Source organism: Citrifermentans bemidjiense Bem, from assembly GCF_000020725.1.
Classification (GTDB): Bacteria; Desulfobacterota; Desulfuromonadia; order Geobacterales; family Geobacteraceae; genus Geomonas; species Geomonas bemidjiensis.
This window is the reverse complement of sequence record NC_011146.1, coordinates 3,161,507-3,174,652: the sequence shown is the minus strand read 5'-3', so window position 1 is coordinate 3,174,652 and position 13,146 is coordinate 3,161,507. Positions and strand designations below refer to the sequence as shown.

Sequence of the window (13,146 nt, the reverse complement as noted above, 5' to 3'; positions counted from 1 at the left end):
ACCCAATTGACGGCGTAACCCAATTGACGGCGTAACCCAATTGACAATTGACGATTGACAATTGACAACGAAAAGTCATCAGTCAGTTATTACTGTCATTGCGGTTGACGGGGATTTCCATTCACTTAGATAGTCGTTGACGATTGCTATTTGCACATTGTCGATGTCTTCAGTTCTTTAAGGCGCGTTGTTTATCGTTGTCAATTATCAATTGTCAATTGCCTTTGATCCGCCTTTGGAGGGTTTTATGAAACACACCATAGCAGTGCTCGTAGAGAATGAATTCGGGGTTCTCTCCCGCGTGGTCGGTCTTTTCTCCGGCCGCGGCTTCAACATAGACTCGCTCACCGTCGCGCCCACCAACGACGAGGCGCTTTCCAGGATCACGCTGGTCACCCGCGGCGACGAACAGATCATCGAGCAGATCACCAAGCAGCTCAATAAGCTGATCGACGTCATCAAGGTCATAGACTTCGAACCGGAAAACGCCATCGAGCGGGAGATGGTGCTGGTCAAGGTCTCGGCCGAGGACCAAAGCCGCGCCGAGGTGCTGAGGATCGCCGATATCTTCCGCGCCAAGGTCATCGACGTCACCCCGAAGTCCTACACGCTGGAGGCGACCGGGGCTCCGGCCAAGGTCAGCGCCATGGTTGAACTTTTGAGGCCGCTAGGTCTCAAGGAACTGGTCAGCACCGGGCCGGTCGTGATCGGGCGGGGCGCCAAGGGGTGGAAGGGGTAGCCCGCGCGCGCCTTCTCTTTAATCTTTCGTTGCACCGAAGGCCGTTTTCGGGCTATACTCCCGCGTTGTTGTGGAGTCCGCCCGAATCCGGCCTTTTTATCGCCCTTACGCCGGGCGGGATCCGCTCACGACGCCGACGGCGTCGGATACTACTGACAATGAGGTACATTGATGCGCAACACTGATACCCCGATCGCTGTAGAGGGGTACCCCTTCATAGCCGGATTCGCCGCAGCAACCCTGCTGCTGGCGCTGCTTGGGCAGTTCCTGCACTGCGGATTCTTCGTCCCTGCCACTCTCTTCTTCGTACTCACCGTGTTTACCGTCTTCTTCTTCAGAAACCCCGAGCGCGCGACGCCCGGCGACGAGAACACCGTGGTCGCCCCGGCCGACGGCGAGGTGATTTTTCTGGGGAAAGTAATCGAGCCGCACACAAACGGCGAGTTCGAAAAGATCAGCATCTTCATGTCCGTCTTCAACGTCCACGTGAACCGCGCGCCGATCAGCGGCAAGGTGGTGGACGGCTTTTACACCAAGGGAAAATTTTTCGACGTGCGGGACGAGCGCGCCAGCTTCGAGAACGAACAGCAGGGACTCGTGCTGGAGACGGCCGCAGGGCTTAGGATGGTCGTGGTGCAGGTGGCAGGCCTCATCGCCCGGCGCATCGTCTGCTACGCCAAGACCGGCGACTCCCTGAGCCGCGGTCGCCGTTACGGCCTGATTCGCTTCGGGTCGCGCCTGGACATCTACCTCCCGCTCGGGACCAGCATAGACGTGGTCATGGGACAGAAAACGGTTGCAGGGGAGACCGTACTGGGGATACTGCCGTGAGTGAAGAAACACCTAGAGTCGAAAGGGAAGGGATGCGCAAGGGGATCTATATCCTCCCCAACCTATTCACCGCCGGAAGCCTTTTCGCCGGATTTTACTGCATGGTTTCCACCGTCAACGGCGATTTCCGCACCGCCGCGCTCTGGATCCTTGCTTCCTCCATCTTCGACGGCCTGGACGGCAAGGTGGCCCGCCTGACCGGGACTTCCAGCAAGTTTGGCGTCGAGTTCGACTCTCTAGCCGACGTGGTCTCCTTCGGGGCAGCGCCGGGGCTGCTCATGTACTGCTGGGCCCTGCGCCCCTTCGGTCGCCTCGGTTGGCTCGCCGGGTTCCTGTTCCTGGCCTGCGCCGCGCTTAGGCTCGCCCGGTTCAACGTGCAGGTGGACACGGTTGAGAGCAAGCGCTTCGTAGGCCTTCCGACTCCGGCCGCCGCCAGCATGGTCTCCGCGACGGTGCTCTTCTTCTACCACATGGGTTGGCCCGCCTCTTACAACAAGCTTCTGATCCTGGTCCTGATCTACTTCCTGGCGCTCCTCATGGTCTCCAACGTCCGCTATAACTCCTTCAAGGACCCGAGCCTCATCAAGCGTCAGCCGTTCGCCTTTCTGGTCTTGGCGGTGCTCCTTTTGATCGTCATCGCGGCCGAACCGGTGACCATGCTGTTCACCATCTTCACCTGCTACATCCTTTCGGGGCCGGTCGGATTCGTGCTCACCTACCCGCGCAGACGCAGACTGGAGCGGGCGATGCACCGGGCGCACGAGGGGATGAAAAGGCAGCAGTAGCGCCGCCGCAGGACCGATTTCGGGCACGCTCCTGAGGATGCGCCGCCTGCCGCCAACATCGTTTTAATGATTCAAACGGAAAAACCGCTTGACAGCAGTCGGCGGTTTTTCCTATTATCGCGTGAAATGTAAAGGCAGTGATGAGGAGTAGTAGCCTTTCCCTTCCCCTTCAGAGAGCCGGTGGTTGGTGCGAACCGGTGAGGAAGCAAGGTGAACTCGCCTTTGAGCCGCTGCAGTGAAACACGTGTTCTACTTCGGTACCGCGTGCTAGCTGTGGCCGTCACCCGCGTAAAGGGTAAACGAGGTCCGCATGATGCGGATGAATGAGGGTGGTACCGCGGAAGCTTTTATGAAAGCCTTCGCCCCTTGCTGGGGCGGAGGCTTTTTTTATTTTCAGCAACCATGGCTCGCGGAACCTCTCCTGGCTTTTGCCGGGAACCTCGCTTTGACCGGCAGACAGGGGAGGGAAATTTGATGCAGCCCAACTTCACACAGGAGGAGCGCACGTGAACAACACGGAACCAAGAACCATCAAGATCTTCGATACCACGCTCAGAGACGGGGAGCAGTCCCCAGGCGCCAGCATGAACATCGAGGAGAAACTTCGCCTCGCCAAGCAGCTGCAGAAACTGAACGTTGACGTCATCGAGGCCGGGTTCCCTATTGCCTCCGAGGGTGATTTCGAGGCGGTCAAGAAGGTGGCCCAGAACATCAAGGGACCCGAAATCGCCGGCCTGTGCCGCTCCGGGTTCAAGGACATCGACCGCGCCTGGGAGGCGCTCAAGTACGCCGAGGAGAAGGGGCGCATCCACACCTTCATCGCGACCTCCGACATCCACATGAAGTACAAGCTGCAGATGACGCCGGCGCAGGTGTTGGAGAGCGCCGTCAAGGGTGTGAAAAGGGCACGTTCCTATACCGCCAACGTTGAGTTCTCCTGCGAGGACGCCGTGCGCACCGATCTTAAGTTCCTCGCCGAAGTGGTCGGCGCGGTGATCGACGCCGGGGCCTCGGTGGTCAACATCCCCGACACGGTCGGCTACACCATACCCTTCGAGTACTTCAACATCATCAAGTACTTGAAGGACAACGTTAAAAACATCGACGACGCCATCATCTCGGTGCACTGCCACAACGACCTGGGGCTCTCCGTCGCCAACTCCATCGCCGCGGTCCAGGCGGGGGCGGGGCAGGTGGAGTGCACCATAAACGGCATCGGCGAGCGCGCCGGCAACTGCTCTTTGGAAGAGTTCGTCATGGCGATCCGGACCCGCGGCGACATCCTTCCCTTCAAGACCAACGTCGTCACCGACCAACTCACCCCGGCAAGCCGCCTTTTGACCCAGGTCACCGGGATCGTGGTGCAGCAGAACAAGGCCATCGTCGGCGCCAACGCCTTCGCCCACGAGGCGGGGATCCACCAGCACGGCATGCTGATGGAGAAGTCCACCTACGAGATCATGACTCCCGAGTCGGTTGGCCTCAAGTCGAGCGCCCTGGTGCTCGGCAAGCACTCCGGTCGCCACGCCTTCAAAAAGAGGCTTGAAGAGCTCGGTCACGAGCTGGACGATGAGGCGTTGAACAAGGCGTTCACCAGGTTCAAGGCCCTTGCCGACCTGAAGAAGGAGGTCTTCGACGAGGACCTGGACGCCATCGTGCTGGACGAGGCGAAGAACATCGAGGAGAAGTACAAGCTCTCCCACATCACCGTCACCTGCGGATCCTTCGCCGTCGCCACCGCGACGGTGCAGATGGAGATCGACGGCATGCAGGTGCGCGCGGCGGAACTCGGCGACGGGCCGGTAGACGCGACCATGAAGGCGATCAAGAAGCTCACCAAGCGCGACGTGAAGCTCTTGCAGTACAACGTCGGCGCCATCACCGGAGGCACCGATGCCATCGGCGAGGTCACGGTGCGCATCACCGAAGAGGACCGGACCCCAGTGGTCGGCCGCGGCTCTTCGACCGACATCATCGAGGCTTCGGCAAAGGCTTACATCGACGCGCTGAACCGGCTCTACTTCGCCACCGACCGCGATCTGGAAACGCTGTAAAATAGCAGACACAGGCAGAGACAAGAAAGGAAGTCCCGCTCAGGGGCTTCCTTTTTTTGTTGTTAATTGTCAGCTGCCTGTGTAATGCTACAGGCGTTTTTTCGATGTCCCTTTTTAAAATGCTCCCTTGTCTTCAGCTTCCCTTCGGCTTGCCAGGGAGCATTTTCTCTCAACCATTTTGACATGCCACCCGATACATAATGGTACCTGCTATGAGAGTATTTCCTTCGTTATTGCTGTTGACCCTGAGTGTGATGCTCTTTTCCTTCGATGCCAGCGCTCTGGCGCGGCGACCCGCCGGGCAGTGGGCCTACTTTCATTTCGAGGGCGGGCAGTTCATCCCAAGTAAGCCTGAGGCTGGAATCTTCATCGCGGTCCAGGACGGGGTGCAGCCTATAGTGACGGCCCGGGCGGAAACGCTCCGGGGGGTACCGCTTCCTGCCGGGACCGGCGCGGTTGTGGGTATCTGCTATGTACAGTCGTCCGGGGGAAAGCTTCGCACCGGCTCCGGTTTTGACGCGGTGCCGCTGATCCCGGTCGAGATCTCTGCCGGCGGCAAGCCGGTTGCGACGGTCGAAACCGACAGTAACGGGTACTTCGTGGCGGCACTCCCTCCCGGCAGCTATAAGATCGGCGCCAGGGGCGCGGTCGAGGTCAAGGTGACAAAAGGCAGTACAACATTTGCTCCGCTTCGCGTGGGCAAAAGGATGGTGGACTAGTGGCTCTTTTCTCTAAGATGCGCGCTGTACTCATGTTGCTGCTCATTCCGGTCGCCGCTTCCGCAGCCCCGCTTGATGACTACTACCTCTCGAAATTAGGGGAGCGGGCTCAGTTGGCCAAGGCTTTGAGCGCGGTGGTGGGGCTTGAGACCGGGCCTGCCGAGCGCTGCCGCACCGGCCTCTATCGCAGCTTGAAGCGCGACTTCAAGGCGCTGGAACCCGCCACCCAGAAGACGCTGGCGAAATACGTCGCAAGGCCTGTCCTCTCGTCGGAGGCTGTCTATGTCTCCCCTGGCGGACACTTCAACATCCACTACGCGACCTCCGGTTCCGATGCTCCCGTGCTTACCGACACCACCCCCGCCAACGGGATCCCGGACTGGGTCGAACGCGTGGCCCAGGTTTTCGAATACGTCTATGCCGACGAGGTAACCGCCAAGGGTTACCGCCCGCCTCCGGTCAGCGGCAGATACGACGTGTATCTCCGTGACCTTCTAACCGAGCAGGCCTACGGTTATACCAAGTTCGACAGCGTGCCTGCCTCCGCAGTCTCGGTGCCGAGCTATATCGAGATTGACAAGGCTTTCAGCGACCATATCTTCACTGTCAATGGCTTATACAGCAGCGATCAGATGCTGCAGATCACGGCTGCCCACGAGTTTCATCACGCCATCCAGTTCGGCTATAACTACTACTTCGATATCTGGTACGGCGAAGTCACCTCCACCTGGATGGAGGATGAGGTGTACGACTCGGTGAACCAGTGTTACAGCTACCTTCCCAAGTACCTGCCCTTGGCAAGCACCATCTCCCTCAACATGGGTCTGTACCAGAATTCCGAGTACGGCCGCTGGATCTTCAACCGGTACCTCGCCGAACGCCATGGCGCCGGCGCGGTAAAGGCCGCGTGGGAGAAGCTGGCCACGCTGCAGCCTTCCAGCAGTCCGACCACCAGCGACGGGGACATTCAGATGGGGCCGGTGCTGGACTCGGTGCTCTCAACCTCTTACAGCAGCAGCCTCAGCGCCGATTTCCTGGGTTTTGCCAAGAAGGTCTACACCAGAGACTGGAATACCCACATACCTGACATAAGTATGATCCCGCTCCATGCTGTCGCGGCTACGTACTCCTCCTATCCGGTCAACATCAGTTCCACCGATAGGCCGTCGGTCACCCTGCCGCGGTATACCTTTGCCTTTTACCGGTTCGTTCCCTCGCCGGTCATCACCACCTTCAACGTGAGGATCACCAAGACCAGCGGCATCCAGACCGCCCTCTTCAAGAAAGAAAGCGGGGTGGTGAGCGAAATAAGTGCCGACACTGGCGGCAACGCTTATTCGGTAATAGGTTTCAACGCGCTCAACCCTGCCAGCGACGAGGTGGTGCTGCTTGTGGCCAATACCACCGACGTCGACAACCACCAGGCCAATTTCAGCACTGACGGGAGCTCCTTGAATGTCTCCGAGCCGACCGTGGCTGCTTCGGCGGGGGGCGGGGGAGGCTCAAGCGGCGGCGGCTGCTTCATCGCCACCGCGGCATATGGGAGTTACCTGCATCCCAAGGTCGCCGAGCTGAGACAATTCCGGGACCGCCATCTTCTCACCAACGCACCGGGGCGGCTCTTCGTCTCGCTCTATTACCGGCTCAGCCCGCCGATCGCCGAGATCATCGCGGAGCACGAATGGATGAAGGGTGGGGTGAGGGTTATGCTGGTGCCGGTGGTGCTGTCGGTCGAGCACCCGGCGGGAGCGCTGGCGGCAGTACTGCTGCTGATGGGAGGAGCGGGGGTGGTGAGGCGGAGGAAGCTCGCCCTGGTCCGGGTGCGGCGGTAACTAAAATCAATTCTCCCTCTCCCTTTGGGAGAGGGTTGGGGTGAGGGACTTTCCTTGAGGGAGAGGGTACTTAAAGGGGGCGTCCAGAGTTCAAACTGGGAGGGGATGCTTCTTAAAAATAAAAAAGCCCCGCCGGAGCGCTCCGGCGGGGCTTTTTTGCATTTGTGCCGACGTTAGGCGCCGAGTTTCTTAACGTTGGCAGCCTGCAGACCCTTCGGCCCGTTGGTGACGTCGAAGGAAACAGACTCCCCTTCGGCCAGGGACTTGAAGCCGTCCCCTGTGATAGCGGAGAAGTGCACGAACACGTCCTCGCCGTTATCCTGCTCGATGAAGCCGAATCCTTTTGCGTCGTTAAACCATTTCACTTTCCCCTGTGCCATTTTCCTGCCTCCTTTTTGTTACCTCCGGAACTCTGCCGGATCTACGTTTGATGCTGCAATTTCCGGAGAGTTTCTAGGCTGGAAACGGCGCAAAGTGGTTGGATCCCTTTGGCTTTTCGACGCTGTCAACTTCCGAAACTAGCTGCTGGGATAAAAATTAACATCGTATAATAACCTTGTCAAGAAAATATTTTCAGAACACTTTTTTTATGATGGCCCTCTCAGAAGGTGTTAAGCCGCCTAATGAAGGCCATCAGCAGCCCGTAGTGCTGGTGGTGGAAGTGGAAGGCTATCCTCGGCAAATCAAGGAGATCCGGCTCGTCAGCTTCCTCCGGCCGGGCGCTAATTAATTCGATGCGGCTGTTGTCTAATCTCAATTCGGGGAATTCGTTCTCCAGCATCTCGATCTGCTCGGGAGTCAAAATTTTCGTTAGGCGGATGATGAGCTCGCCGTTAACGAACCGCATAGAATGGTAGTTGGTATAAAACTCCTCGATGACCTGGACCGCTTCCTCATAGCTCTTGGTGATGGTGAAGATGGAGAAGTCCTCTGCGGAGATGAACCCCATAACCAGCAGTCTTTCTTTGATGAACCTGAAGAAGTGTTCCCAGTACCCTTCCTCGTCGTCTACGAGAACCAGCGGTTTGGGCGAAGTCTTCCCGGTCTGGATCAGGGTAAATACCTCCATCGCCTCGTCGAGCGTACCGAAGCCGCCCGGGAATACCGCGATGGCGTCGGATTCTTTCACGAAGGCCACCTTGCGGTTGAAGAAGTATTTATAGGTAATGAGTCGCGGGTTCTTAAGCATGACCGGGTTTGCGGACTGCTCGAACGGTAGCCGTATGTTGGCGGCAAAGGATGATTCGCTGCCGGCTCCTTCGTTTCCGGCTTGCATGATCCCGCCGCCGCCGCCGGTGATGATCATGTACCCCTTGTCCGCCAAAAGGGCGGCGAAGTCGATGCACTTCTTGTACATAGGCTCTTCGGGGTTGGTCCGGGCTGAACCGAAGATGGTCACCTTCTTCTTATGCCGGTAGGGGGCGAAGATCTTCGTGGTGTAGCGCATCTCCTTCATGGTGTTGCTCAGAAGTTTGAGGTCGGCCAAATAGTCGGTATCCTGCCCCGCCTTGAGTGCGGAGATGATCATCTCGCGTGCCAGGTCCGGGTGGTGCACCCCTCCGGCTTTCTCCATCAATTGGTCGATCATCTGGTCGATTTCATCGTTTGTTCTGTTAAAACGCAGTTGCATGAGGGCGCTCCCTGTTGGAATGAGGCGGCCATTATAGCACGGTGAATCCTGAGGGCAAATGTTTAATAACATTGAACAATTATTAGTTTGATTTGTAGGGCATATTTTATTATTGTGGCGATTGGTAAAACCTCCAATCCAATCGCAAAAGGAAGCGCTATTTATGGGTATGACTACGGCTCAAAAAATATTTTCGGCCCATCTGGTTGATGAGCCTTTTGCTGGCACCAAGGTGCTCAGCATCGACGTCGTGATGTGCCACGAGATCACGACCCCGATCGCCATCGCCGATCTGATGGCGCGCGGTAAAGACAGGGTTTTCGACCCCACCAAGATCAAGGCGGTCATCGACCACGTAACGCCGAGCAAGGACAGCAAGACCGCCACCCAGGCGAAGATGCTGCGCGACTGGGCCAGGCGGCACGACATCAAGGACTTCTTCGACATCGGGGCCAACGGCGTCTGCCACGCGCTCTTCCCGGAGAAGGGTTTCATCCGCCCGGGTAACACGGTGATCATGGGCGACTCCCACACCTGCACCCACGGCGCCTTCGGGGCCTTCGCCGCCGGCGTCGGCACCACCGACCTCGAAGTAGGGATCCTCAAGGGGGTCTGCGCCTTCCGCGAGCCCAAGACCATCCGCGTCAACCTGAACGGCACCCTCCCCAAAGGGGTTTTCGCCAAGGACGCCATCCTGCGCGTGATCGGGCACCTGGGTGTTAACGGCGCCACCGACCGCGTCATCGAGTTCGGCGGGCCGGTCGTGGCCCAGATGACCATGGAGTCGAGGATGACGCTTTGCAACATGGCGATCGAGGCGGGGGGCACCTCCGGCATCTGCATGCCGGACCAGGTCACCGTCGATTACCTCTGGCCCTTCATCTCCGGATCGTTCGGATCGAAGGAAGAGGCGCTTGCCGCCTACAGCGTCTGGTGCTCGGACGCCGACGCCGCTTACGAGCAGGTGATCGATCTCGATCTTTCCGACCTCGCCCCGCTTTGCACCTTCGGCTACAAGCCGGACCAGGTGAAGAGCGTGACCGAGATGGCCGGCACCCAGGTGGACCAGGTTTACCTCGGATCTTGCACCAACGGCCGGCTGGAAGACCTCAGGGTTGCAGCCCAGATCCTCAAGGGGAAGAAGATCGCCTCCCACGTGCGCGCCATCCTTTCTCCGGCAACGCCGCAGATCTACAAGGATGCGGTTGCCGAAGGGCTGATCCAGATCTTCATGGACGCAGGCTTCTGCGTCACCAACCCGACCTGCGGCGCCTGCCTCGGCATGAGTAACGGCGTCCTCGCCGAAGGCGAAGTCTGCGCCTCCACCACCAACCGCAACTTCATGGGGAGGATGGGCAAGGGGGGGATGGTGCATCTCCTCTCTCCGGCGACGGCAGCTGCCTCCGCCATCGAGGGTAAGATCGCCGATCCGCGCAACTACTTGTAACCAATTGACAATTGATAATTGACAATTGACGATGAACGCCCAACCGTTACCGGCAGCGTTACTCATGATGCGAACTTCGACTTTCAGGAGATGAGATATGAAAAAATTTGGCGGCCCGGCCCTCTTTCTGGACCGTAGCGACATAAACACCGACGAGATCATCCCGGCAAAATACCTGACGGAGATCACCAAGGAAGACCTGAAGCCCTACCTGCTCGAAGACCTGAAGCTCCCCGGCTTCGACGCCAAGTCTGAGAAGACCTATGGCGCAGGCGTCGTGGTGACCCGCGCCAACTTCGGCTGCGGCTCCTCCCGCGAGCACGCACCCTGGGTCTTCGAGGTGAACGGCATCAACGTGGTCCTGGCGCAGTCCTTCGCCAGGATCTTCAGGCAGAACATGTTCAACTGCGGCATGGTGGCCATCGAACTCTCAGCTGAGCAGATCGACCGCCTCTTCGGCTTTGCCGGCGCAGCAGACGCCACCGTGGACGTAGACGTGGAAAACGGCACTCTCACTATCAAGGGGGGCGGGCGTCAGGAGTCTATGCAGTTCGAGATCTCTCCCTTTGACAAAGCTCTGGTTCTGGCCGGCGGCTGGGTGGATTACGCCGACAGCAAATACTAGCAGCAGGGCACTAACAGCGTCCAAAAACAATGAGGCAGGAGACCCGACGGTTTCCTGCCTCATTGTTTTCCTGTCGTCCTTGATTGACAGTCGCGACTTTGTTGACATAATCACCATTCAAGGTGTGCTGCTGTCAGCGGGGCGGCCACCATATATTTTGGTTGACTAGGCGCGACGGCAGCAGTTACTATCCGGTGCTGTCCCTTTAACGAAAGGTTACTAGAAGAGGTTCATGCCAGTTCTCAGGAAGTTCATAACGGCATCCTTGTTGATGCTTGCCTTTGCAGGCTCAAGCAGTGCCGGCGAGGGGGATGGTGCGGTCGAGCGGGGCAAAGGTACCATCTTTACCCTTTGGCCGCTCGTGGACTACCGGGAAAGCCCGGCTGAAGGTTTCAGCAACCTCTCGCTTCTGGGTCCCATCGTGAAGTACCAGAAAAAGGGGGAAGACACCGACTTCGCCATACGTCCCTTCTTCTACACCAGCAGCCATACGACGGAGAAGTCGGACTCCACCTATTACCTTTACCCACTGGCGTACCACGAGAGTACCCCCGAGTCAGACACCTCGACGGCGCTGCAGCTCTTCCGCAAGACCACCTACCGGAAACAGGAGGGGGCGGAACAGGAAAAGTCGACCATGCTTTTCCCCTTCTACGTCTCCGGAACGTCTGCCAAGTACGGCCCTTACCGCGCCTTCTTCCCCTTCTACGGCGACACGTACGAGCGCTTCTGGCGCGACGAGTACCACTTCGTCCTGTTTCCGCTTTACGGTTCGGCGGTGAAAAAAGGGACCACCACCAAGCACTACCTCTGGCCTATCTTCTCCAGTACAAAAGGGGATAAGGAAGACGGCTTCGAGGTGTTCCCGCTCTACGGCCAGTCGCAAAAAGAAGGGGTGTACCAGAAGCGCTTCGTGCTCTGGCCTTTCTACCTGTCCGAGAAGTCGGGGCTAGATACGGACAACCCGACGCAGAAAAAGACCTTCTTCCCCCTCTACGCCTCGACCGATTCGCCTATGATGACCTCGCGCACCTACCTCTGGCCCTTCTTCGGCTATACGGAGAACCGCGAGAAGAAGTACGAGGAGGTCAATTACCTCTGGCCCCTGGTCGGCACGGTGCGAGGCGAAAACAGGAGCAAGGACTCCTACCTTCCCTTCTATTCGCACGAAACGCGTCCCGAGTGGGAGAAAAGCTGGTACTTCTGGCCCATCTACAAGCACGAGGAGATCAAATCCGATATCTTCCGTCAGGAGATCGACCGCGTGCTCTTCTTCTTGTACCGGAGCAACCACGAGTACTGGCCCAAGGACGGCCAGGACAGGCAGCGCACCGCGGTTTGGCCCCTTTTCCTTTACAAAAGGACCACCGACGGGGTCTCCTCCGTCTCGCTTCCGGCACCGGTGGAATCCATACTAGACAAGGAAGGGATCGAGAAGAACTGGGCGCCTTTGTGGCGCATCTACCAGCGCCGCTGGGACCAGGCCGGGAACTCGGCCTCCACGCTTTTCTGGAACCTGTACTGGCATGAAAGGCGCGGCGACGAGCTGGCCTATGAGCTCTTCCCGCTCATCTCCTACCGCAACACCAAGTCAGAGCGGGAGCTCAAACTGTTGAAGGGGCTGATCAGCCTGAAGCGCAACGGCGAAGAAGAGGACCTGAGCCTTTTGTGGCTCCCCTTCGGCCTCAAATGGGGGCATAAGTGACGCAATTTCTGGAACCGCTCGGCAAACGGGTGCTTTATTTCAACCAGGTGCTGGGGGAGATGGTCATCCTCCAGGGAAAGATACTCTACTTCCTGCGCGAGGCGCCGCGCAACGTGCAGAGCATCCTGACCCAGATGGCCGTGATCGGCTGGGACACCCTCCCGGTCGCCTCGGTAATGGCCTTTTTCGTCGGCATGGTGCTGGCGCTGCAGACCGGGGTCGAGCTGCAAAAATACGGCGGGCAGAACATCATCGGCGCCATCGTCGGGCATTCCATGGTGCGCGAACTCGGCCCGGTCATGACCAGCTTCCTGGTCGCCGGGCGCTGCGGCTCCGCCATGGCCGCCGAACTCGGGGTCATGACCGTTTACGAGGAGATCGACGCCCTGAAGACGCTGGACATCGACCCGGTCCGCTACCTCGCCATGCCCCGTTTCATCGCCTGCATCGTCTGCGTTCCGGCGCTGGTGATCTACTCGGATGTGATCGGGATCATCGGGGGAGCGCTGATCAGCAACCTGCACCCCCAGATCTTCGTTTCCTACGCGACCTACTACGACAGCCTCACCGATGCGCTGAAGATCAAGGAGATCGGGATCGGCCTCACCAAGTCGGTCGCCTTCGGCTCCATCATCGCCCTGGTTTCCTGCTACGTCGGTTTCAGCACTTCCGGCGGCGCCCGTGGCATCGGCCAGTCCACCACCAGGTCCGTCGTGCTGTCGTTCATGCTGATCCTGGTCGCGGACTACATCCTGACCCGGGTGCTCCTGTAGCAGCCC

12 protein-coding genes and 1 other annotated feature are annotated in these 13,146 nt (G+C 58.6%); of the genes, 10 read left to right on the top strand and 2 right to left on the bottom strand.

All coding sequences use genetic code 11. The features are described 5' to 3' along the window. The first annotated feature begins 247 nt into the window (after nucleotides 1-247). The 6 genes from ilvN (at nucleotide 248) to GBEM_RS13675 (ending at nucleotide 6,960) form a co-directional block, all read left to right on the top strand. The gene (ilvN, locus tag GBEM_RS13700) at nucleotides 248-739 is read left to right on the top strand and encodes an acetolactate synthase small subunit (protein WP_012531175.1); all 492 of its coding nucleotides are present in this window, start codon (nucleotides 248-250) and stop codon (nucleotides 737-739) included. A 171-nt stretch (nucleotides 740-910) separates the two neighbouring features. Then, nucleotides 911-1,570, top strand: a complete 660-nt coding sequence (locus GBEM_RS13695; protein ID WP_012531174.1) for a phosphatidylserine decarboxylase family protein — start codon at nucleotides 911-913, stop codon at nucleotides 1,568-1,570. Nucleotides 1,571-1,602: 32 nt separating this feature from the next. Continuing rightward, entirely contained in the window at nucleotides 1,603-2,355 is a 753-nt protein-coding gene (gene pssA, locus GBEM_RS13690; protein WP_012531173.1) for a CDP-diacylglycerol--serine O-phosphatidyltransferase, read from the top strand. A 128-nt stretch (nucleotides 2,356-2,483) separates the two neighbouring features. Continuing rightward, nucleotides 2,484-2,725, top strand: a binding site (T-box leader). Nucleotides 2,726-2,861: 136 nt separating this feature from the next. After that, nucleotides 2,862-4,409: a 2-isopropylmalate synthase gene (locus GBEM_RS13685; protein WP_012531172.1), complete on the top strand. Its 1,548-nt coding sequence runs from the start codon at nucleotides 2,862-2,864 to the stop codon at nucleotides 4,407-4,409. A gap of 212 nt (nucleotides 4,410-4,621) precedes the next feature. Continuing rightward, on the top strand, nucleotides 4,622-5,128 hold the full coding sequence (locus GBEM_RS13680) for a prealbumin-like fold domain-containing protein (RefSeq protein ID WP_012531171.1): 507 nt from the start codon (nucleotides 4,622-4,624) through the stop codon (nucleotides 5,126-5,128). Next, nucleotides 5,128-6,960: an MXAN_6640 family putative metalloprotease gene (locus tag GBEM_RS13675; RefSeq protein ID WP_012531170.1), complete on the top strand. Its 1,833-nt coding sequence runs from the start codon at nucleotides 5,128-5,130 to the stop codon at nucleotides 6,958-6,960. Before GBEM_RS13680 ends, GBEM_RS13675 begins: the two co-directional genes overlap by 1 nt. Nucleotides 6,961-7,133: 173 nt before the next feature. Here the strand turns inward: GBEM_RS13675 and GBEM_RS13670 are convergent, their stop codons facing one another. Next, nucleotides 7,134-7,340: a cold-shock protein gene (locus GBEM_RS13670; protein ID WP_012531169.1), complete on the bottom strand. Its 207-nt coding sequence runs from the start codon at nucleotides 7,338-7,340 to the stop codon at nucleotides 7,134-7,136. 221 nt (nucleotides 7,341-7,561) lie between these two features. Beyond that, the gene (locus GBEM_RS13665; protein WP_012531168.1) at nucleotides 7,562-8,590 is read right to left on the bottom strand and encodes an LOG family protein; all 1,029 of its coding nucleotides are present in this window, start codon (nucleotides 8,588-8,590) and stop codon (nucleotides 7,562-7,564) included. A 163-nt stretch (nucleotides 8,591-8,753) separates the two neighbouring features. Here GBEM_RS13665 and GBEM_RS13660 point away from each other — a divergent pair, with 163 nt between their 5' ends. The 4 genes from GBEM_RS13660 to GBEM_RS13645 all read left to right on the top strand — a co-directional run bounded on the left by GBEM_RS13660 (nucleotide 8,754) and on the right by GBEM_RS13645 (nucleotide 13,140). Then, nucleotides 8,754-10,037: a 3-isopropylmalate dehydratase large subunit gene (locus GBEM_RS13660; protein WP_012531167.1), complete on the top strand. Its 1,284-nt coding sequence runs from the start codon at nucleotides 8,754-8,756 to the stop codon at nucleotides 10,035-10,037. A 97-nt stretch (nucleotides 10,038-10,134) separates the two neighbouring features. Then, nucleotides 10,135-10,662 (top strand): 3-isopropylmalate dehydratase small subunit, encoded by a 528-nt coding sequence (locus GBEM_RS13655; RefSeq protein ID WP_012531166.1) that lies wholly within the window; start codon nucleotides 10,135-10,137, stop codon nucleotides 10,660-10,662. A gap of 232 nt (nucleotides 10,663-10,894) precedes the next feature. Then, on the top strand, nucleotides 10,895-12,367 hold the full coding sequence (locus GBEM_RS13650; protein ID WP_012531165.1) for a hypothetical protein: 1,473 nt from the start codon (nucleotides 10,895-10,897) through the stop codon (nucleotides 12,365-12,367). After that, nucleotides 12,364-13,140, top strand: coding sequence for an MlaE family ABC transporter permease (locus tag GBEM_RS13645; RefSeq protein WP_012531164.1), 777 nt, complete (start codon nucleotides 12,364-12,366; stop codon nucleotides 13,138-13,140). The genes GBEM_RS13650 and GBEM_RS13645 overlap by 4 nt, the downstream gene beginning before the upstream one ends. The last annotated feature ends 6 nt before the right edge of the window (nucleotides 13,141-13,146 follow it).